Genomic DNA, 20,987 nt, shown 5'->3' on the forward strand with positions numbered 1-20,987 from the left:
GAAAAGAACGGCGGGGTGTGGGGTTATGCCGCGATGCCGCCGGCCTCCGCGGGGTGGCCGGGCTCGCCGTCGACGACCCGCAGGCTGCCGCCGACGTCGACGGGGCCGGGCCGGTAGGTCGCGGCGATCCGGCGAATGTCCTCGTCGGTCAAATAGGCGGCGCGCACGCGGGTGATCGCGGCCGCGCCGTCCTCGGTCACGTAGCCCACGCCGGGGGTGGTGGTGGCGATTGCCTCGCAGCGGGCGCCGCGGGCGTGGGCGCCGTCGCCGAGGACGAGGTCGACCTGGCCGGCCTCGACCAGCCGCAGCGCGATGCGGGTGGGGAACAGGTCGCGCCACTTGACCACGTCCTTGCGCGGATCCTGCAGCGCTCCGACCACACACATGCCCGGCGCCCGACCCTTCGTCAGCAGCCGCCCCAGGGCGGCATCGGCCCGTTGGCGACGTTTGGAATCGGAAATGAAGGCGGTCACCGACGCGAGCTCGTCGATGATGATCAGCACGAACGGCAACTCCACCGATGGGGTCAGGGTGCGGGCCCGGCCGGCCAACATGCCCGCGCGCCGGTCGGCCTCCTCGGCGAGGGTTTCGAGGAAGGCGACGGCCTCGTCCTCGGCGTCGGGCCCGTCCATGGTTACCAGGTGGCGGAACAGCTCCCGGCCGAATCCGAGTTCCATCCCACCCTTCGGGTCCAGCCCCACCACCTGGGCGGTGCCGGCCCGCACCGCTGGACCGATGCTGGCCAGCAGCGCCCACAGCACCGAGCCCTTGCCGGCGCCGGTCGCCCCGGCCAGCAGGATGTGCGTGCCCAGCAGGGAGACGAGCCACTCGGCCCCGTCGTCACGCCGCCCGACCCGCACCGCCGCGAGGTCCACGTCGCCGCCGCCGGCAAGTTGGTTGCCGGCGACGACGTGGGCCAGGGGGTCGCCGAAGGCGAGCCGCACGAACACCCGCCCCGGCGTGTGGGCACCGGGGGCGAACTCGGCCGCGGCCCGGCTCCTGAGCCAGCCGGGGGCCCACCGGGCCGGGGCGGGCACGATCCGCGCCTCCCGTGCCCGCATCGCTTGCGCCAGCGCGTCGAGGTGCTCGGCGAAGGCCTCGCGGGTGATCCCGTTCGGCAACTTCACCGTGAGCACGTCGGCGAACCGGCCCTGCCTGATGCGGGCCACCTTGGGCACGAGTTCGCGGCGCCGGCGGTCGGTGACCACCAGCCGGCCGGCCACCATCACATCCGCCCAGGCCGCGGCATAGCGGCGGCGACGCCACCACCGACGCCCCGGCGAGACCACCCACCGGTCGAAGGCCTCGGGGGCGAGCAGGAACCACGCCACCAGCCCCGCCGCCGCGAGCAGCCCGACGCCCAGCGCGGCCCACGGCAATCCGCACGTCAGAAGGGCACCGATCAGCGCGAGTAGGGCCGCTGGGATCGGGTTGTGGTAGGCGAACCCGGCGACGAGCACCGTTAGCCACCGCAGGCCGGCGACCAGCAGACGCACCACCCTCGCCGGGATGCTGCGCCGCTGGCTGGCCTTGGCCACCTGGATCTGTTGCCAACCGGCGTCGCGGTCGACGACGAGCCCGTTCATCCAGCTACCCACGCGACTCACCCCCATCCGCGTCCCGGCGGGCGGCGGCCAGCCACTGTTCGGTCACCACCGGCACCGCACCCCGATACCTGCCGTACCCGTCCCGCGCCAAGGTTTGGGCGCGGTCGCAGGCCTCCCGCTCCATCACGCACAGCGGCGCCACCGCCACCAGCCCCCGCGGCACGAGCAACAGGGACGCGAACACAACGAGCCCCACCTCATCGGTACTCACGCCACCACCCCCTCACCGGTGGTCGCGCCAGACCCGCCATGCCGGTCGCGGCGCTGTTCGTAGACCTGCTGCCGCTGTGAGGCCGACAACCCACCCCGAATCCCGGTGCGGGTGCTGGGCTGCTCCCAGGCCAGCGCATCCGCCACACACTCCGCTTGGACCGGACAACCCGCGCAGATCGCCAGCGCCCGCCGGCGATCACGGAATGCCTGCTGGCCCGAACCGGCGAAGAACAACCCGGGATCCTCACCAGCACAGGCAGCTCGCGTGTGCCACTCGGGCACACCCGCCCCGTCGAACAGCACCGCGCCGACGAGCGTGCGCACCCCAGCCGCATCGAGCGCATCCACCCGGCCGGTCGCCACGCCCCGCGCAGCGCGATCCAGGCGCGTGCGTGCGTGTCGCTGACTCATCCCGACACCCCCACCGCCCCCTCATGGAGGTTCCGGGCGCGGGCGGCCAACTTCTCGTAGTCCTGCGCGAACCTCTCGGCGCGGTTGCGGGCCTGGATCGCGGCATCAGCGAAGACCACACCGACCGCGCGGCCCTGCAGCGAGAACACCCACCGCTCCAACACCGCCCACCAGCGCGCCTCCCGCCGATACACCTCAGCAACCCGCGCCCAGTGGGCGGCGTTCTGCTCGTCACTGCCCTGCGGCATCCGCAAGGACCGCACATATTGGCGCCGAACCCGCTCCAGGCCCGCGCGCACCATCTCCGGCACCACCACCAACTCGGCACCGGCACCCATCCCGGTCGTCATCTATGCTCGACTCCTCTCCCCATCACAGGGCCCTGCCAACGGCTCACACCAAGTGGAGGGAGACCCCCGGGGGCCGGCCCGGTGCCAGCGGGCCGGCCCCCACCAGCGGGGTCACCCCTACCGATCAGGCTTGGGCGGTTTCGGAACATGGATCCGCACACCCACAGCACTCACCCCCTCCCCAACTCAGGCAGCCTCCGCCGCCGACGAAGCCTCCGACTCCGACTCGGCGCCACCAGCGCGCGAGCCACGAGCCGAGCCCTTGCCGCTGGCTGGCGAGCCCGAAGCGGCAGCCGACGCCGAACCCGTGCCACCGCCGGTCGAGCCGGCCGGCTCGGCGAACCCGGTCGCGAAGTAGGACCAGCCGAGCTTCTTGAACTCCCCCTGGCCCGTCACCTTCGGCGTGACCTGCAGCCCCTCCAACTCCACCGGCCGCATCCCACAGCCGGGCACGAACTCCTCCGCACTCGGCACCGGCTGAACCTCAGCCAGAAACGTCACCTTCACCGACGCCTCCGACTCCTTCACATGCGCCGGATCGGAGAAGACTCCCTTCCACTGCCGCAGCCCCGTGCGCTCATCCACCCGCTGCCGCGGCGCCGCGTTGCGGTTCTGCTGAAACTCGTTATCCGGCTCGATCTCGCCGACCAGCACCAACCCCTTCGGAAACGCCTCACCAAAAGCCACATCAAACCGATGAAACCGATCCATACCCATCGCCAGTGAACTCCTTGTCGCCGTCTTGGCCGGCTGTCCCGGCACCCATGTCGTTTATGCCCCTAAACACTTTGATGTTTCAAGCTCGACGAGTTGTTTAGGGCCATAAACCACAAGGTACGGTCGTCGCGACAGGCTGTCAAGGGGGTCTAAACTCGCGGCATGGTGAACGTGGATGACTTCGACAGCGTGCGGCGGGACCCGGACCCGATTCGCCGAGGCCGGCGCGCGACGGAGCTGCTGACCTTCTATCAGCAGCGCGCGACCGAGTTGGCGCGCTTGCGTAAGGCTGCCATCGAGCAGGCCCACCGTGAGCAGGATCTGAGCTATACCGAGATCGCTGAGGCCCTGGGCATCACCAAGGGGCGGATCACTCAGATTCGCAGTACCGCCCCGGGTCCGGAGCGCGCGTTCTTCGGTGTCGGTCCCGTCAGTGTCGGGGTGCCGTACCGGTACCAGAGCACCGACCGCGAGCGTCCCCTGATCGCTGCCGAGGACGCCCAAACTGCCGATGACCTCGAGCAGTTGCTTACGTCGCTGGCCCTGACTGTCGAGCGCTACCAGATCGCGCCGGACCGTACCGACCTACCGGACGCGGACGGGGTGGTGGTCTGCGGGCCGAAGTCCGCTCCGGTCGGCGCGGACCTCCTCAGCCGCGATCCCATGCTCGCCATCACCCAGGAGGCAGGGCGATGGTGGATCGAGCACCGAACGACGGGGGAGCGGCACGGCTCGCCGAGTGATGAGGCCAGCCCCGCCGACGCCGATGTTGCCTACATCGCTCGGCACCGCTGCGACGAACGCGTCATCGTCCACATCGCAGGCATCCACGCCATTGGTTCACTCGGAGCCACGCACTACCTCTCTCACGCCCTTGCCGAGCTACACCATGAGGTCGGCGACGTGTCGTACTCCCTGGCCGTACGCGCCGACTACCGCGACCTGACCATCACCAGCAGCGACCTTCTCGCCGGCCCTTACGTCTGGAGCTGACCGTGCGCATTGCCGCCGCTCAACTGCCCGCCATCGACGACAGCGACGACAAGATCGCCACGACCGACCATGCCGTGATCATGCTCGATGGCGCCTCGGCGTTTGTCCCCGTCCCGGTACCGGCGTCGGCCTATGCCGATCACCTCGCCGAGCGCCTGCGCCTCTCGCTGACCAGGGTCCCGGATGCCGACCTCACAGCCACGCTGGCCGAGGCCATCCGCGAAACGGCCGACCACTTCGACCTTGCCGCCGGCGAATCACCATCCAGCACCGTCACCATCGCGCGCGAGACCGGCGACCATCTCGACCTGCTCCTGCTCGGCGACAACCTCGCCATCCTTCCCGGCGAGATCATTACCGACGACCGCATGGACCAACTCGACCTCGCGCCCCGCACGAAGTACCGCCAACGACTCGCGGCAGGCAGCGGCTACGACGAGGAACACCGGCGACTTCTGCGTGAGCTGCAGGACCAGCAGGCCCAATGCCGGAACCGGGTCGACGGATACTGGATAGCCGAAGCCGACCCAGCCGCGGCCGCCCAAGCGATCACCGCACGACGGTCCCGGTCAGCTACACCATGGCTGGTGCTTGCCACCGACGGCGCCTACAACACCATGCACCATCTCGCCCTCGACGACTGGAGTGCGCTCGCCAACGCCGACAGCGGCCAGCTCCACGCTGTGCTGTCCCACTGCCACAGATGGGAAGCCGACGACGACCCACAGGCCCAGGCGCTCCCACGCGCGAAGCGTCACGACGACAAAAGCCTCGCCAGCATCATGCTCACCGACAGATAAGCGGACATCCACCGGTGATCGCGGTTGCGTTGCCGAATTAGCCTCTACTGGATCAAGGGGCGGCGCTGACGCGCCGCCGACGGCCGGCTCCCGCTCGGCGCCGGCTCCCGCCGAATGCTCACGCCGGCGCCGGCGTCGCCGGCCGCGCCACACGCACCAGCGCCCGTTCCCAGCCGAGGCACCCCGGCATGCGCCCGTCACCTTGGGCTGTCCCCTTCATCGCCCCCGCATGATCGAACGCCGCGCTGGCGGCATCAAGGGCGCCTTGCGGCGTCGCTACGCGATGCGCTCCGCGCACCCTTGACCCCACCAGCACGGCGCTACGCACAGGCAAGGGCGAAGGGGACAGGGAACGAATTACGCTAGCCAAACTGTGCCCAGTAGCATCAACGCGGTCGGCCTTCGTCGCCCTCAGGCGGATCCAGTTGTTGATTCGTTGTTCGGCGAACTTCATCCAAATTTCGTTCCTGAGTGACAAGGGCATCGCCATGCTCTTCGAAGAACCTCTGTTCTTTGGTCGCAGCGGCCGGACACAGCGGAGTTGCTTGCGTTTCCCAGCCGCAAGCTCCGCATATTACAAAATGCGGATAGTCCAAGCCGCTTTCTGGTCTATAGTCACTTTCGATCCTGACGCTTCCACATTTTGGACACGTGCTCCTGGTTCCTCTGTCGTGACCTATGACAATTAACGCAATAGATTGCATCGCATGGCGGACACCGTCCAATAATAGTTCAGTGGATACTTGATCGGCTGACGTATTGTGCTGCAAGGAAACAGCAAGATCCCAGGTCTTATCTGCCATGGCAGTCAAGTACGAGCGCAGCCGACCTTCTGTCAGCGAGCGACAAATGAGGCTAATCCACCCCTTAAAATCACCTGCCTTAGGGGGCGTCTCGTCTAGCATCCAAGGCTTATCAGACAAGTCTCGAACCATTGCAAGTAACGCTTCACGACTCCGAATCGCGACGGTTTGATAGTCTTCCGGCTCAACTGCAAGACTATGCGCTTCTACTGCCTGACCAAACCGGCGCCATGCGCTGGGCAGCAAATCTTCCTCATCATCACTGTCCGCCGTTCTCCTATTGTGCTCGGATAAGCGCATCATCATGCCAATGTGAAAGGATAATGTTTCATCCATACTTGGAAATCGATCCTGATTATACAAGTTTAATAAGTTGGTTATTGCCCACCAGCGACAATTGTCAGTACGCACATCCCAAACATCATACTGTTGTCCAAAAACTCCAACAGTATTTATCATCTCAGCACGTGTAACATTCTCTGAAGATTCCATCTCTACGTAGTTGACCACGTGTCGTTTCTTATGTTCAGGACTTTCGGGCATCACACACTCACCAACTCGGCATAGCAGAACACGTTACTTCTCATGTATAGCAACTGTCGGTTCGTATGTCGCAAACGCGCGACGCAACTATGCATGCCCCTTAGTGAGCCGATGCGCCGCCTCTGCACCTACCGGCACACCCGGGTGCCTCTAGAAAGAACGATCATTCAGGTGCCCAGTCGCAGCAACATCTCTTCAAGATTCCACGGCCAACGACGGCCAACCGCGGCACGCGTTGTGCACGCTCCGCCGCAGGTCAGCGATATTATCCAGTCTCCTCCGGCTGGTTCCCACCTGATGTGCATGCGTGCATGACATGACGACAGTCCTGACGACAACCGCGACGACAGCGAGGCACGTCCACTACACACAAAGCGCTCTGTGCCATGCAGGTCGCCGGACGATCAAGGTGTCGCCTAGTGCTACGGATCAGAAGGTTTGGGGTTCGAATCCCTACGGGCGCGCAGCCGGAGAACCGCCTGTGGCCAGGCGGTTCTCTTCTTCTCACGATCACGTAGCCGAGCTCAGTGTTGATCGTCATCCGCGCTCTCATCCACGACATGAACGATCGCAGCAGGATGCCTGAGCTGCGCAATGACCAGGATGCGTCCTACTGGTTCGGGCCTCGCCCAGGGATGTCAACGGAGCACTGCGTGTAGCACGCGCGCGTTGCCGTCGGCGTCCGGTGCGTCTCCGGTGATGCTTGGTGTGTGAATGAAAGACTCGACGATGCGAACGGTGACGTACGCGAGTTCTTCCGCGGAAAGCTCAACGGTGACCCGGCCGTGTTCGATGTCGTCGGCGAGCAGTTGGCGTATGCGTTCGAGGACGCGTCGTTGGAACTCGCTGGCATTGTGCGTAAGTAGGCGGAAGAACAGGTCGGTCTCTTCTTCCTGGAGGTACCGAACGCCTGGGTGATCGACGACGTCGCGGGCCCACCGGCTGAGGATCTCCGCGGTCCGGCTTCCGTGGCAGCCATGTACAGCGACCTCTCGCTCGGTCCGGTCGAGGGCGCGGTCGGTTGACACCCAAAGAACCTCGGTGAGCAGCTGCTCGCGTGTGCCGACCCAGCGATGCAGGGTCACCCTACTGACCCCGAGTTCCGCAGCGATTCCGCGCATATCGAGTCGCAGTCCCTGATGGAACCGTCGCCGGGCGATTGCCAGGGCGTCGAGTGGTGTCGCGCGCGCCTGCGGGACTGCCCCGTCGAGCTGTCGCCGAAGCGGCGTCTGCGGTTCGGCGTCGGCACTGTGGATGGGTTCCATTCCACTGGTCGCTGCTGCTCGAAGGTCGTTCCGCGCCATGATTTGCATATTACACACGTTCCATTATGATCCGCTATGTAACACAACTAGGCAGGTGTAACGGAGGTTGGCATGGCGTCACGAGTGTTGCGCCGCGGCGTGACGGCCGCGGTGATCGTCAGTGCGCTGGGAGTATTGCTGGCAGGCCAGGTCCAGGCCGCGCCGTCCGCGTCACCGCCTCCGGATAACACCCCGTATCCACCAATAGCCCCCTCTGACGAGCGCCTTCCGGAACGAACGATCCCGGACGAGCGGTTCGCCCCAGTGGACAAGCCAGGTCCCGAACTCGAAGTGCCGAAGGACAGGCTGGAGGCCGCGCTGCAATGCACCGGCAACACCGCCGATTCGTCGAGAGGGGTGGTGTTGTTTGTGCCGGGAACCACCGTCACACCCAGGGACAACTTCAGTTGGAACTGGTTTCCGGCGATGGACAAGCTCGGGCGCCCCTACTGCTCGGTGACTCTGCCCAACAACGCCATGAGCGATGCTCAGGTCTCGGCCGAGTACGTCGTGCACGCCATCCGCACCATTCACCGGATCAGCGGAAAGAAGGTCGATGTACTCGGGCACAGCCAAGGCGGCACCGAACCGCGCTTCGCCCTGCGATTCTGGCCCGACCTGCGGCCGATGGTGGACGACTACATCGCGTTCGGCGCCACCAACCACGGCAGCCTCGCCGTGAACGCCCTCTGCCCGCCAGTGGTCGGCTGCGCCCCAGCCCTCTGGCAGCAGACGCTCAACTCGCGGTACGTCCAGGCCATGAACTCGCGTCAGGAAACCTTCCCCGGCATTTCCTACACCAACATCTACACCCGCACCGACGAGTTCGTGCAGCCGAACCTCGACGATTCGGGAACGTCGTCGTTGCACGGTGGCGGTGGGGACATCACCAACGTCGCACTCCAAGACATCTGCCCGGCCGACGTCGCGAACGAACACATAGCCGTTGGCACCTACGCCCCCAGTGCTTACGCGCTCGCCATGGATGCCCTCGATCACGAGGGGCCTGCCCAGCCTGGGCGAATCGACAGAACCGTCTGCGGGCAGGTATTCATGCCGGGAGTGAATCCCCTCCAGTTCGCCAGCGACTACACCGCCACAGCCAGTACCATCGCGCAGCAGCTGGCGCTGGCGCCAAGGGTCACAACCGAACCGAAGCTCAAGCCATACACCCTGGCGGACTAACGGCGCGGCGGTCGACGACCTCAGATCGGCACCCTTGTGCCGCGCAGTCAGGCGCATGGCATCGAGCCAGGTGCGGCGTTGCCCCGGGGCCGCGGCCCCGGGGCAACGCCGCCAGCCACATCGCACCCGGCATGCTCACCCCGATCGAGCACGAACACCACCCGACCATCCAGCCCGTCGCCCAGAATCCAGAAATCCAGCTACACACAATCCAGGGAACATCATTCGCTACTTCCCCTGATCCGACGCTGGTTGCGGCTTACCGTGCCGTACCTCGTTCCACACCGAGTGGAAACGGTCGGCTGCGGCGTCTTGGCGTGGTGTAAGGAGGCTGACGACGACGAGGCTGAGCGCGCCGAGTGTGACACCCCAGAACACGGGTTGCAGCCCACCTACCACGGGATACCATTCGAGATACCCGCTGATCGCGATGGTTTGGCCGACGACCAGGCTGGCGATCGCCCCCCACTTGGTGGCGCGTCGCCAGAAGATTCCGGCGATCAGCAGCGGATAGAACACCGCGAAACCGGTGAAGGCGAACTGGGCGACATCGAAGATGCCCGGCATGTCCAGAAGTGACACGCCGTAGGTCAGCGCCAGCAGCACGAGGACGAACGCACGGGCGAATCGCACCTGCTCTGTAGGGGATGTTGTGCTCCGGTAGCGCCCGACGATGTCGCGGCTGAGCATGTTGCTGAGCGTCAGGATCTGGGCGTCCATTGACGACATAACAATCGCCAGTAGCGCCACCAGGCCGAAGGCCGCTACCCAGGTCGGGAGCAATTGGGCCGTCATCATGAAAATGATCGAGTCGGCTTCACCGCCTGCCAGTCCGGGGATAACGGCAGCTCCCCAGAGTCCGAGCAGGATCGCGGGCGCCCACGTCGCCACCAGGGCGATCGGGTAGGCGATGCCGGATATACGTAGGTCCTTGCTGCTACGGGCAGAGATCATCCGGACCCATACGAAGGGGAAGGCGAAGATGATGAACGAGAACAGGATCAGCTGGCTTACTGTCGCGCCAAGGCTGAACGGTCCTTCCCAGCTGCGCACCAACAGTTCTGGCTGTTCGCGTTGCAGCGTGCCGATGATCCGCTCGGTGCCGCCGGCTGCGGAAGGAACAAGCAGCACGATCAGCAGAAGGAACATCATGAAGAGTGCGGTCTGGGCGGTGTTCGTCCAGGCGGTCGCCTTCATCCCACCGGCCCACGTGTAGTAGGCGACGACGAGCGTGACGGCGAGCCCACCCACCCAGTACGGGACGGTCCCGTCGGTGAAGGTTTCCAGCGCGCGCCCGCCACCGATGACACCGGTCAGGATATAGGGAACCGTCCAACCGACGAAACCGAGAAACATCAGTATGGCGAGACCGTCACTCTGGAACCGTTCGCGGTAGAACTCCACCGGAGTGATGTAGCCGTACCTGCGGGCGACCAGCCAGCACCGGTATCCGAAGTAGAATGACAGCGGCATCACGAAAAGCAGCGGCGTGGCGAGCATGAGCCAGATGCTGATACCACCGTGGTACGCCACGCCTGGTAGGCCCAGCATCACGAAGGCGGTCATGTTGGTACCGAAGATCGCCGCGAAGAGCACGGTTCGACGCAGACCGCGATCGGCGAGAAAGTAACTCTCCGCGTCGTGTTTCGTTCTGGCGGCGGCCGCGCGCCCGAGCAGGGCCATGAGGACGATGAACGTGGCCGCGCCGAGCAGGATGAGGGCGGTTTCCGACATAGTTGCGTCTCTTTCAGATCCGGTGCAACGCGTGCTGTGAGTTCACTTGTGTCGGGCGGGCCACACCAGACGGAAGATCGCCCACACTGCGACGGCGGACAGTGCGGCGTAGGCGATGAAGTATGCGAACTGGATGGGCATACCGAGGATGACGGGCTCCGCGGTCGAGCCGATCCAGCCGATCCATTGCAACGCCAGCATGACGATCACGATGGCCCCCGCGATGACGAGGCGTGTGCGGTTCACGTCCGACCTCTCTTCGGTCGCATGGGTTGAGTGACTAATAGGAAACACTCATGCGACGTTCGTGTCAATATCGACACGTAAAATGGCGAGACGATCCCGCTGAGCGGGCCCGGCAGAACCTACTGGTTGATGATGGTGTCGACGTAGCCCTCGGCGGGCTCCTGAAGGAGGTCGTGTGCTTCGATAAATACGTCGTGGGCGCGCCGGCCGACCCAGCGTTGCGGGAGCAACTCGAGGGGGAGGTCCGGGTCGCGGAAGGGGAACTTGCGGTAGTCGTAGATCAACTGGGTACGTTCGACCAGTGCTTCCATCGGGGTGAGTGAGCCGCGCCGGTACTGCCCGAGGCGTGGCTCGTAGGTTGTGAGGAACTCCGTGTAGTCGGCGTTCAGCGACTCGAGGTCCCAGCAGCGTGCTGCCATCTCGCGATCTGTGTCGACTCCGCCGGATTGACAGGTCAACAGGTCCAGCCGTACCGAAGGCTCATTCGCGAAGTGTTCGGAAATCTGCCGCAGCCGGTCATGCGGGCTGATGTACGTCGAACTGGCCAGCGCTCCGAAGCCCAGCCAGGCCAGTTCCTTGCGCACCTGGTCGCGAATGCTGCGCTCGGCTTCCGGGACGGAGTAGATCACCATGTGCCACTGCCCGTCCCACGGTTCGCGAACGGGATTGAAGATGCGGTCTCGCCCTTCATTGAGCATGCGGAGGCTGTCGCTGTTGAGAGCGTAGACAGTCTCGCGCCCGCTCTTGTGCGCGTCGAACCATCCTTCCTTGCAAAGTCGCGCCATCACGACCCGTACTGTGCTGTCGCCTACGCCGAAGCAGTCGAGCAACGCGCTGATGGAGCGCAGGCGCGCGGCGCCGCCGCGGTAACGGATGTAGTCGCCGAACAGGTCGAACACGATCGACCGCGGCCGCATGCGCCCCTCCTTGCTCGGTGTCACCGTGGGGTTTCCGAGTCTCGCATGTACTCCGCGGTCACGCTGTGACGGCGGTTCCGCGCCTCCGTCACTGGTTCGGGCGACCTGTGACGTATCAAAGTTTCGTTGCCGTGACGGTCGGACCATAGTTGGCACATGATACGGCACGCTCGACAGTCCCGTGTCTCCGTACCTCTCTGTCCTGGCGCGTCCGTGTTCCGGAGTGCTTGACGCGAAGTTTATGATTCGTTTCTATACCGATCGTTCTGTATGTGACACTAATATCGGAGGTTGCTGACGATGAGGTCTACAAGGCGGCGGGGGCGGCCCGTGATCGTTCCCGTAGTGGCGGTCGCGCTACTGGCCGTGCCCCTGGCGGGTAGCGCGACAGCGGGGGATTCGGACGATTCCGAAGAAGGTGCGTGGCAGGAAGATGCCGGCCCGAGCATCCTGCACGACGAACCGCCACGCGCGCCGCAGCTGGAGAACACGGGAATCTGGCGTGCCGAGCCCACCCAGGTGTGCATGAGCAGCGCCTACCGTGCCGGGGAGTTCCTGTACCAAGGGTGTTTGTGGGACGACCATGGCGGCGGTACGTACATGGATTGGCCTGCTGAGACCGCATTGGATGCCTACACCTACCCCACCGATGATGCCTATCGCAGGAATGCGGCCGACCTCGTCGAACTCCGGGCGCAACCACACGGTGACGGGACGGCCTTCCGTATCACCTACAACACCATGACCGATCCGGACCTGGTCGCTACCACGATCGCGTTGGGCGATTCCGATGAACCCGTGGACGCGCCGCATGGGGCGAACACGGTGCTACCGGCGGAAAGCTTCGTCACCGTGCACGGCTCGCGAGCGCGGTTCGTCGATGCTGCAACCGGGGAGGAGGTCGGTGGTGGGGCGGCCACCGTCGACCTGGAACGACGACAGGTCGAGGTGCACGTACCGAACTCGGTGTTCGACCCTGGTGACGAGACCGTGCGTATCGCCGCCGCGAGCGGCCTCTGGGACACGGGCAACGATCAGTACCTGGTTCCGCGGCAGGTCGCCGACGAGGACCACCCCGGCGGGGCACAGCTGGGCGACCCGGCGCCATCAGCGTTCTTCGACGTCGCGTTCCGGTACGACGAACCGCTGGACGCGCCGTGGCGGGACCGGCAGCAGAAGGAGGCGATCGCTGACGGAGACATCAGCGACTTCTTCGCCGAGGTCGACTTCGCGAAGCTGCGGCGCCAGGTCGAAGACGACATGACAGGTCAGCGCGAGGGCGTGCCCGACACCGGCTATATCCACCGCATCTATCCGAGCCACTTCGAGAACGAGCAGGGGCGACGGATGCCCGGCGACGCTGGCGGCCCGCCCGCCGGGGCGTTCACCCAGCAAGATGGCCTGAACCTGAACAGTTCCGAGGGGTCGTCGGAGCGCCCGAGCGGCCAGTTCGGCTGGGTGTGTCGTGATGACTGCGTGCCCAGCCTGGCCGGCCAGCTTCAGCGCTACCTGATCCACATCCCGGAGGAGGGGGCGTCCGGGGGCGGGTACGCGTCGCTGACCTGGTTGCCGGGATTCGCCCAGACCCCCGGCGAGTGGGTGACCGGGGAGAACGATCTTTACCAGTCGTTGGCGCGGGATGCGGAGACGCCGACGGCCGTCGTCGCGGTCGATGGACGTGGCAGCGACAACTGGTTCTACGGGCGGTCCGGTGCCAGCGTGTTCGAGGCGATCGCCGATGCCCGACGGCATTACCCGCTCGACCCGGACCGCAGCATGCTGGGCGGGTTCTCCAGCGGCGCCTACGGTGCCAACAAACTCTCGCTGCAGTTCCCGGACGCGTTCAGCAAGGCCTTCATCTGCGACGGCCTCGACAGGGCACCGTCGTTCCCCGGGGTCAACGCGGTCGCCGACACGCTGCCCGTCGACACGGTGACCGAGCACGAAGCCGGGTCGAAGCTCACCCCGCTGCTGCCGTCGCGACACAACCAGCCGGTCATGGAGTGGGCCGGAGCCAATGATGACTTCATCCCGTACAACATCACGCGTGAGCGTGCCGAAGCGTACGCTGCCGGTGACTACGACTACGAGTTCATCACGTGGGCCGGAGTAGCCTCCGAGCACGCGTTCATGTGCGAGGCAGCGGTCCAGGGTATCTCGGTCGGCGGCACCTGGGATGTGCTGACCGACTGGGTCGGCGATGGGGCTCGCGTCGACGACCCCGCACGGGTGACCTATGTACGTAACCCGCTCATGGACGACCCGCAGTCCGGCCTCGTCGGCGACCGCGCGTACTGGCTGCCCGACATCGACACCCGGCAGGACGACGAGCTGGGCACGGTCGAGGCGTTCTCGCGCGGCTTCGGTGCCGGCGAGCGCGCGGTCGGAGGGAAACAGACCGAACTGCACAGCGTCTCCGGCAATACGGTCCCCGTCAATCCGTACCTCAGGGAGTTCCGGCACCTCCCGGATCCGCCCGAGGAACCGCGCGAGAACCGTATCGAGATCAACGTGACCAATATCGGTTCGCTGGCGGTCGACCCGGCACAGGCACAGGTCGGCTGCGACACCGAGCTGGACGTCACCACCGACGGCCCGGTCGAGGTCACGTTGCTGGGCTGTGACCGGATCGAGCAATTCGGCTGAGGTCTGGAAGCGCTGCGCGAGCGGGGCCGGAACGCGACTCGGTGCGCCGGCCCCGCTCGGTCGCACAAAAAGGTTTCGATATATCGACGACCGTGCTATTTTTGACACGTAACGTGCCGGTGGCAGCAGCGAGGTGGAGATGGTGAGACGGATCGCTTGCGTGGGCGGCGGCCCGGGCGGGCTGTTCTGTGCGACGTTGATCAAACAGGCGATGCCGGACGTCGCGGTGACGGTCTTCGAACGCAACCGTGCCGATGACACCTTCGGCTTCGGTGTCGTGTTCTCGGACGCCACATTGGACGCTATTCATCAAGCCGATCCGGTGCTGCTCGAGGGATTGCGCGACCACGGCGCGCACTGGGACGAGATCGAGGTCCGCATGAAGGGGCAGGTCCTGTGCTGCGCCGGCAACGGGATGGCGGCTATCGATCGCAAGAAGCTCCTGCAGCTCCTCCAAGACAGGGCCGCCGAGGTCGGTGTCGACCTACGATTCCAGCACGCGATCACGGAGCTCGCCGAGCTGGACGGCTACGACCTGGTCGTCGCTGCGGACGGTGCGAACTCGCGTCTCCGGGAGGAACTGGCCGATGCGGTGGCGCCGTCGGTCGAGGTCGCGGACGCGAAGTTCATCTGGTTCGGCACGCCGTACCAGTTCCGTGGGCTGACGTTCGTCCACGAGCGCAGCCAGCACGGCGTGTTCGCGGTGCACGGGTACCCGATCAGCGACACGGTCAGCACGTTCATCGTCGAAACGGACGAGCGCACGTGGCGCGCCGCCGGTCTCGACGAGTTCGACACCAGCCAGCCTCCGGGGATCAGCGACACCAAGACGAAGGAATACCTGGAGAAGCTGTTCGCGCACCAGATCGACGGCCGGCCGTTGCTCACGAACAACTCGCGGTGGGGCAACTTCCGCACGCGTCGCGCGCGCTCCTGGCACCACGGCAACGTGGTGCTGCTCGGCGACGCCGCACACACCGCGCACTTCTCCGTCGGGTCGGGAACGAAGATGGCGATGGAGGACGCGGTGGCACTGGCCGCGACACTCAGGACGACACCGGACGACGTCGCCGGGGCATTGCAGCGCTACGAGCGCGACCGCATGCCCGGGGTGGCCAAGATCCAGGACTCCGCGCGGCCCAGCCTGTCCTGGTGGGAGCGTTTCGGGCGGTATCACGAGTCGTTCGACCCCACGCGCTTCACCTTCCACTTCCTCACCCGCAGCATCGGCCGAAGCAAGCTGGCCGGTCGGGACCCGGAATTCGTCGCCGACGTCGAGCGGGCCTGGCGCGCCGACCACGACGGCCACGACGTGCTCGACACGCCACTCGAGCTAGGGGACACGCGGCTGCCTGGCCGTTTCCTCAACGACGATCCCGGCGTGCACCTGACAACCGAACCGCCACAGCCACGTGCGGCGACGGCCCCGTGGGGCCTGTGGCTGGCCGCCCCGGAGGACGAGTCCGGACTTCCTGCCGCCTACGACGAGCTCGCCGGCCGCGCGGAGCACGGTCCGGCACTCGTGGCCGTGCACGCGGGCTCAGCGTTGACGAGGACGCTGCTTTCCGAACAGGCCCGGCTTGTGCACGGCATTCCCACGCTGGTGATCGAACCGGGTGCCGACGCCGACCGCGCCGCCACGCTCGTGCTGTCCGGGCGCGCCGATGCCGTCGCAGCCGCGCAGGCGGTGGTCCGATGACCATGGCGGGTGATCTTCAGGCGATGTTCGCGCCCCGCACAGTCGCGGTGATCGGGGGCTCCCGCACCGGAGGAAAGCTCGGTGCCGTGATGGCACGCTCGCTGTCCACCTACGAACACGGATGCGCGCTGGTCAACGCGCGGCATCCGGATCCGGCGGAGGGGGTGTACGGTTCGCTGCGCGAGGCCGTCGCCGCGACCGGCCGGACCATCGACCTCGTTGTACTGTGCGTGCCCGCGAACGCGACCGCGACCGCTCTCGGCGAGGCCCACGACGCAGGAGCCCGGGCGGCGGTGATCTGCTCCGGGGGCTTCGCCGAGATCGGCCAGGAGGGTGACGAGCACCAGCGCGCCGTTCTCGAGGTCGTGGCGCGGACGGGCATCCGAGTGCTGGGACCCAACACCTCGGGTTTCGTCGCACCCCAGCGCGGCCCCGTTGCCAGCTTCGTGCCGGCTGCGGCCCAGCTGCCCGCAGGCCCTGTCGGGATAGTCGCCACCAGCGGTGGGGTGAACCATGCCCTGGCGTTCGCGCTGGCCGACGCGGGCGTTGGCATCAGTCTGGCGGCAGGGCTGGGTGCCGGTGTCGATGTGACCGCCCCGGACGTGCTGGAGTACCTCGCGACTGATCCGGCCACCGAGGTGGTCGCGCTGCACATCGAGTCGGTGGCCGACGGCAGACGGCTGCTGGAGGCCGTGCGGTCCACCGTGCGTGCCAAACCCGTCGTAGCGCTCGTCACGGGGCGCAGCGACGTGGCCGCTTTCGCGCGCTCGCACACCGGCGCGCTGGCGACCTCGTGGCGCACGACTCGCGCGGCATTGCGGCAGGCGGGTGCGGTCCTGGTCGACGACGATCGCGAGTTGGTCGACGCGCTCACCGCGCTTTCCCACTTGCGGCTCGAACCCGCAGCCGACCCCGGTATCGGCGTGATCACAGCGCAGGCCGGACCGGGCCTGCTCGTGGAGGACCGCCTGCGCACCGACGGTCTGCGGATACCGGAGCTGTCCACGACGACGCGGTCACGCATCGGCGAGGTACTACCCCCGCTGACCTACCAGCACAACCCGGTCGACACAGGCAGGCCGGGTGCCGGGTTCGGCACCGTGCTGCGCAGCGTGGCAGACGATCCCGCGATCGACCTCGTGGCCACCTACATGCTGACCGAACCGGACGCCATCGATCTCGTCAGTGCGGTGCAGGAGGCCGGGTTGCCGGAGCGCGCGCCGGCAGTCGTCACGCTCGGCGGGCCGGCCGATGACACCGTCGAGGTCCGGGACCAGCTGCACAAGATAGGCGTCCCGGCGCTGTCCAGCCCGACCGCAACGGCCAACGCGACGCGGGCGCTGGTCGCCGACGCCCGAGCTCGGTACCGCGGCGCGGGCGGGTCCGACACGACGCGTCAGGTACCCCCCGCACCCGCGGGCACGGTCGATGAAGCGGCAGCCAAGGAGTTCCTGAACACGCTGGACATTCCCGTCCCGGACAGCCACGTGTGCGACTCTCGTGAGCAGGCCTGCCAGGCGCTGGCCGAACTCGGTCCCGGAGTGGCGGTGAAGATTCTCGATGCCACCATCCTGCACAAGACCGACGTCGGCGGGGTGCACCTCGATATCCGCACCGAGTCACAGCTGGCCGACGCGCTCGACGCGCTCGAGGGCACAGGTGCCACGCGTTACCTGGTCGAGGAGATGGCGCCGTCCGGCGTGGATCTGGTTGTCGGAGCCCGGCGCGACCCGGTGTTCGGGTCGATCGTGCTGTGCGGACTCGGAGGAACCGCTACCGAGGCTCTCGCCGACGTCAGCGTCCGAGTCGCCCCGCTCGATGCTGCTGAGGCCATGACGATGCCTGACGAGCTGGCGGGTCGAGCGCTGTTGGACGGGTGGCGGGGAGGCCCTGTGCTGGACCGTGGGGAGTTCGCCCGGGTGATCACGTCGCTGGGTGGGGTTCTCCTCGCGCACCCGCACGTGAGCGAGATCGAGATCAATCCGCTCCGCGTGACCGGCTCGGGTCTGGTGGCGCTGGATGCTGTGCTCACGCCTAGGCAGGAGGAAGGATGAGCTCGGTGCGAACATCACCGACAGCCGAAGGCGTTGTGCCCTGGCCGGCCGACGCCGCCGCACGCTACCGGGCCGAAGGGTACTGGGAGGGCATCCCGCTGGCGCAGTACTTCATTGCCCGCGCCGAGGCCTCACCAGCAGCAGTGGCGGTCGTCGACGGGTCGACACGCCTGACCTACGCTGAGCTTCTCGCTCGTGCCGACGGTGCGGCTCTCCGGCTACGGGAGCTGGGGCTGCGCCCCGACGACCGGATCGTGGTGCAGCTGCCCAACTGCTGGGAGTTCATCGCGCTGGTCATCGGGTGCTTGCGGCTCGGTGTGGTGCCGGTGATGGCCCTGCCCGCACACCGCGACCACGAATTGAGCCATCTCGTCGAGCACGCCGAGGCACGGGCGATTGCCGTGCCGGACGAGCTGAAGGGCTTCGACCACGTGGCGATGGCCCACCGCATCGCCGAGCGGAGCAGCACCGTCGAGCACGTGCTGGTCACCTCCGCCGCGCCCGGTGCCGGCAGTGTCGACCTCCGGCAGGTGTGCGCGCCGGCAGGTGATCCCGCGCGGGCGCGCGAGGAGCTCGACAGCGCGCCGCCGGATCCGGGCAGCGTGGCAGTGTTCCTGCTCTCCGGCGGCACCACCGGGCTGCCCAAACTGATCCCGCGCACGCACGACGACTACGCCTACAACGCCAAGCGCTCCGCAGCAGTATGCGGCTTCGACAGCGACACCGTATACCTCGGTGTGCTACCCCTGTCACACAACTTCCCGCTGGCCTGCCCCGGCATCCTCGGCACGTTCATCGTCGGCGGGCGTGTCGTACTGACCGCGTCCCCGGACCCGGCGAAGGTGTTCGACCTGATCGAGCGGGAACGCGTGACGGCAACGGCCGTGGTGCCCGCAGCGGCGCAACGCTGGCTCGAGTTCCGCGACGCCGACACCGCCCACGATCTGAGCTCGCTCGGGTTGTTGCAGGTCGGCGGGGCACGGCTCGCGCCCGAGCTGGCACGCCGTGTCGGGCCGGTGCTCGGCTGCACCCTGCAACAGGTGTTCGGCATGGCCGAGGGGCTGCTGAACTACACCAGGCTCGACGACCCCGACGAGGTCATCGTGTACACGCAAGGCAGGCCGATGTGCGAGGCCGACGAGATCCGTGTCGTCGACGAGTCCGACACGCCTGTACCAGCCGGCGAGGCCGGCATCCTGCTCACCCGTGGTCCGTACACCCCGCGTGGCTACTACCGGGCAGCCGCGCACAACGCGAAGGCGTTCACGGGCGACGGCTGGTACCGCTCGGGCGACATCGTCCGGGTGCGACCGGACGGCAACCTTGTCGTGGAAGGCCGCGACAAGGACATGATCAATCGTGGTGGGGAGAACGTCTCCGCCGAGGAGGTCGAGAACATCGCCTACCGGCTGCCGGCAGTCAGCCAGGCCGCTGCGGTCGCCATGCCCGACCGCGACGTCGGGGAGCGTGTCTGTGTCTACGTGGTGGTCCGTCCAGGCGAACGCCTGACGCTCGAGGAGCTGCGCTCGGCCTACGAGCAAGCGCGCGTCGGGCGGTACAAGTGGCCCGAACGGCTCGTCGTGGTGGACGAGATCCCGCAGACCAAGGTCGGAAAGATCGACAAGAAGGCATTACGTGCCGACATCGCGCGCCGGCTCGAGGAGGAAGGAAGTCACCCAGGATGACCGGGACCGAAACTGAACCGGAACTCAAGCAGCTGTACAGGGAATTCGACCGAGCCGGCTTGGTTCCGCTGTGGACCGAAATCGGCAACATCATGCCGCAGACGCCGCAGTCGGCAGCACGGCCGCACGTATGGCAATGGAGCGATCTGTACCCGCTGGCCGAGCGGGCGGGCGAGCTCGTGCCCGTCGGGCGCGGCGGGGAGCGCCGCGCCATCGCGTTGGCCAACCCAGGACTCGACGGCAAGCCGTTCGCGACGCCGAACCTGTGGGCGGCCGTACAGTACCTCGGCGTCGGTGAGGTGGCGCCGGCTCACCGCCACGCTCAGGGTGCCTTCCGGTTCATCGTTGAAGGTGAGGGCGTGTGGACGGTCGTCAACGGCGATCCCGTCGCCATGCGTCCGGGCGACCTCCTGCTTACCCCGTCGATGAACTGGCACGGGCACCATCACGTCGGGGACGCCCCGATGGTCTGGCTCGACGGACTCGACATTCCGCTGGTGCACCAGCTCGACGCGGGCTTCTTCGAATTCGGCGAGGACGGCGTTTCCGAGAAGGCCACTCCGGAACGGTCCCGGTCCGAGAAGCTCTGGGGACACGCGGGCCTGCGTCCGATCTGGGCCGAGGAGACACCGAACTCTCCGCTGATGGCCTACCGCTGGTCGGACACCGACGATGCGCTGGAGCAGCAGCTGGAACTCGAGCGCGACGGTTTCGCCACCGTGATCGGCCCAGGGCACGCGGGAATCCGCTTCACCAACCCAACGAACGGGCGCGACGCCCTGACGACGCTACGCACCGAGATGCACCGGCTCGCGCCCGGAGCGACCAGCGCGACCGTCCGCACGGTGGGATCGTCCGTGTGGCAGGCATTCCGCGGATCCGGAACGGCCTATCTGGACGGACAGGCCACCGACCTCGATTCCGGAGATCTCGTTGCTGTCCCGTCCTGGTGCCCACTGCGCATAGAAGCGCACACCAGGATGGACCTCTTCACCTTCTCGGACGCCCCGGTATATGAAGCGCTCAACCTCGACCGACGCCACGTGACGCCGAACCCGAACGATCGCTAGGAGCCGCACG

18 protein-coding genes are annotated in these 20,987 nt (G+C 66.6%); 8 read left to right on the forward strand and 10 right to left on the reverse strand.

Annotation, left to right across the window (positions count from 1 at the left end; genetic code table 11):
- Window positions 1–23: 23 nt before the first annotated feature.
- The 5 genes from H0B56_RS01640 to H0B56_RS01660 all read right to left on the reverse strand — a co-directional run bounded on the left by H0B56_RS01640 (window position 24) and on the right by H0B56_RS01660 (window position 3,298).
- Window positions 24–1,586, reverse strand: a complete 1,563-nt coding sequence (locus H0B56_RS01640; RefSeq protein WP_180891128.1) for an FtsK/SpoIIIE domain-containing protein — start codon at window positions 1,584–1,586, stop codon at window positions 24–26.
- Window positions 1,587–1,590: 4 nt separating this feature from the next.
- The gene (locus tag H0B56_RS01645; protein ID WP_180891129.1) at window positions 1,591–1,818 is read right to left on the reverse strand and encodes a hypothetical protein; all 228 of its coding nucleotides are present in this window, start codon (window positions 1,816–1,818) and stop codon (window positions 1,591–1,593) included.
- Window positions 1,815–2,231, reverse strand: coding sequence for a WhiB family transcriptional regulator (locus H0B56_RS01650; RefSeq protein WP_180891130.1), 417 nt, complete (start codon window positions 2,229–2,231; stop codon window positions 1,815–1,817). Before H0B56_RS01650 ends, H0B56_RS01645 begins: the two co-directional genes overlap by 4 nt.
- Entirely contained in the window at window positions 2,228–2,581 is a 354-nt protein-coding gene (locus H0B56_RS01655) for a hypothetical protein (RefSeq protein ID WP_180891131.1), read from the reverse strand. Before H0B56_RS01655 ends, H0B56_RS01650 begins: the two co-directional genes overlap by 4 nt.
- A gap of 186 nt (window positions 2,582–2,767) precedes the next feature.
- A complete protein-coding gene (locus H0B56_RS01660; RefSeq protein WP_246360771.1) occupies window positions 2,768–3,298 on the reverse strand; it encodes a hypothetical protein in 531 nt (176 codons plus the stop codon).
- A gap of 162 nt (window positions 3,299–3,460) precedes the next feature.
- On the opposite strand from H0B56_RS01660, the gene H0B56_RS01665 reads away from it, so the two are divergent.
- The gene (locus tag H0B56_RS01665) at window positions 3,461–4,291 is read left to right on the forward strand and encodes a hypothetical protein (RefSeq protein WP_180891132.1); all 831 of its coding nucleotides are present in this window, start codon (window positions 3,461–3,463) and stop codon (window positions 4,289–4,291) included.
- A 2-nt stretch (window positions 4,292–4,293) separates the two neighbouring features.
- Entirely contained in the window at window positions 4,294–5,091 is a 798-nt protein-coding gene (locus tag H0B56_RS01670; RefSeq protein ID WP_343063710.1) for a hypothetical protein, read from the forward strand.
- Window positions 5,092–5,477: 386 nt separating this feature from the next.
- Here H0B56_RS01670 and H0B56_RS01675 read toward each other — a convergent pair whose 3' ends face one another.
- Together H0B56_RS01675 and H0B56_RS01680 are read right to left on the reverse strand one after the other, a co-directional pair.
- Complete coding sequence (locus H0B56_RS01675; RefSeq protein ID WP_180891133.1) at window positions 5,478–6,440, reverse strand: hypothetical protein; 963 nt, start codon at window positions 6,438–6,440, stop codon at window positions 5,478–5,480.
- A gap of 635 nt (window positions 6,441–7,075) precedes the next feature.
- The gene (locus H0B56_RS01680) at window positions 7,076–7,741 is read right to left on the reverse strand and encodes a QsdR family transcriptional regulator (protein ID WP_180891134.1); all 666 of its coding nucleotides are present in this window, start codon (window positions 7,739–7,741) and stop codon (window positions 7,076–7,078) included.
- A 72-nt stretch (window positions 7,742–7,813) separates the two neighbouring features.
- On the opposite strand from H0B56_RS01680, the gene H0B56_RS01685 reads away from it, so the two are divergent.
- Window positions 7,814–8,926, forward strand: a complete 1,113-nt coding sequence (locus tag H0B56_RS01685; protein WP_246360772.1) for an esterase/lipase family protein — start codon at window positions 7,814–7,816, stop codon at window positions 8,924–8,926.
- A 228-nt stretch (window positions 8,927–9,154) separates the two neighbouring features.
- Here H0B56_RS01685 and H0B56_RS01690 read toward each other — a convergent pair whose 3' ends face one another.
- From H0B56_RS01690 to H0B56_RS01700, 3 genes are all read right to left on the reverse strand, one after another.
- Window positions 9,155–10,660, reverse strand: coding sequence for a sodium:solute symporter family protein (locus H0B56_RS01690; RefSeq protein ID WP_180891135.1), 1,506 nt, complete (start codon window positions 10,658–10,660; stop codon window positions 9,155–9,157).
- A gap of 42 nt (window positions 10,661–10,702) precedes the next feature.
- Window positions 10,703–10,906, reverse strand: a complete 204-nt coding sequence (locus H0B56_RS01695; protein WP_180891136.1) for a hypothetical protein — start codon at window positions 10,904–10,906, stop codon at window positions 10,703–10,705.
- Between the two features lie 119 nt (window positions 10,907–11,025).
- Window positions 11,026–11,823: a PaaX family transcriptional regulator gene (locus H0B56_RS01700; RefSeq protein ID WP_180891137.1), complete on the reverse strand. Its 798-nt coding sequence runs from the start codon at window positions 11,821–11,823 to the stop codon at window positions 11,026–11,028.
- Window positions 11,824–12,153: 330 nt separating this feature from the next.
- Between H0B56_RS01700 and H0B56_RS01705 the strand changes: the two genes are divergently transcribed.
- The 5 genes from H0B56_RS01705 (at window position 12,154) to H0B56_RS01725 (ending at window position 20,977) form a co-directional block, all read left to right on the forward strand.
- Window positions 12,154–14,469: a hypothetical protein gene (locus H0B56_RS01705; protein ID WP_180891138.1), complete on the forward strand. Its 2,316-nt coding sequence runs from the start codon at window positions 12,154–12,156 to the stop codon at window positions 14,467–14,469.
- A gap of 142 nt (window positions 14,470–14,611) precedes the next feature.
- Window positions 14,612–16,168, forward strand: coding sequence for an FAD-dependent monooxygenase (locus H0B56_RS01710; RefSeq protein WP_343063711.1), 1,557 nt, complete (start codon window positions 14,612–14,614; stop codon window positions 16,166–16,168).
- Window positions 16,165–18,222 (forward strand): acetate--CoA ligase family protein, encoded by a 2,058-nt coding sequence (locus tag H0B56_RS01715; RefSeq protein ID WP_180891140.1) that lies wholly within the window; start codon window positions 16,165–16,167, stop codon window positions 18,220–18,222. Before H0B56_RS01710 ends, H0B56_RS01715 begins: the two co-directional genes overlap by 4 nt.
- Window positions 18,219–19,907, forward strand: coding sequence for a (2,3-dihydroxybenzoyl)adenylate synthase (locus tag H0B56_RS01720; protein ID WP_180891141.1), 1,689 nt, complete (start codon window positions 18,219–18,221; stop codon window positions 19,905–19,907). The genes H0B56_RS01715 and H0B56_RS01720 overlap by 4 nt, the downstream gene beginning before the upstream one ends.
- Window positions 19,904–20,977, forward strand: coding sequence for a cupin domain-containing protein (locus H0B56_RS01725; RefSeq protein ID WP_180891142.1), 1,074 nt, complete (start codon window positions 19,904–19,906; stop codon window positions 20,975–20,977). The genes H0B56_RS01720 and H0B56_RS01725 overlap by 4 nt, the downstream gene beginning before the upstream one ends.
- Window positions 20,978–20,987: the final 10 nt, after the last annotated feature.

The organism is Haloechinothrix aidingensis, from assembly GCF_013450155.1.
In the GTDB taxonomy this organism is placed as follows: Bacteria; Actinomycetota; Actinomycetes; order Mycobacteriales; family Pseudonocardiaceae; genus Haloechinothrix; species Haloechinothrix aidingensis.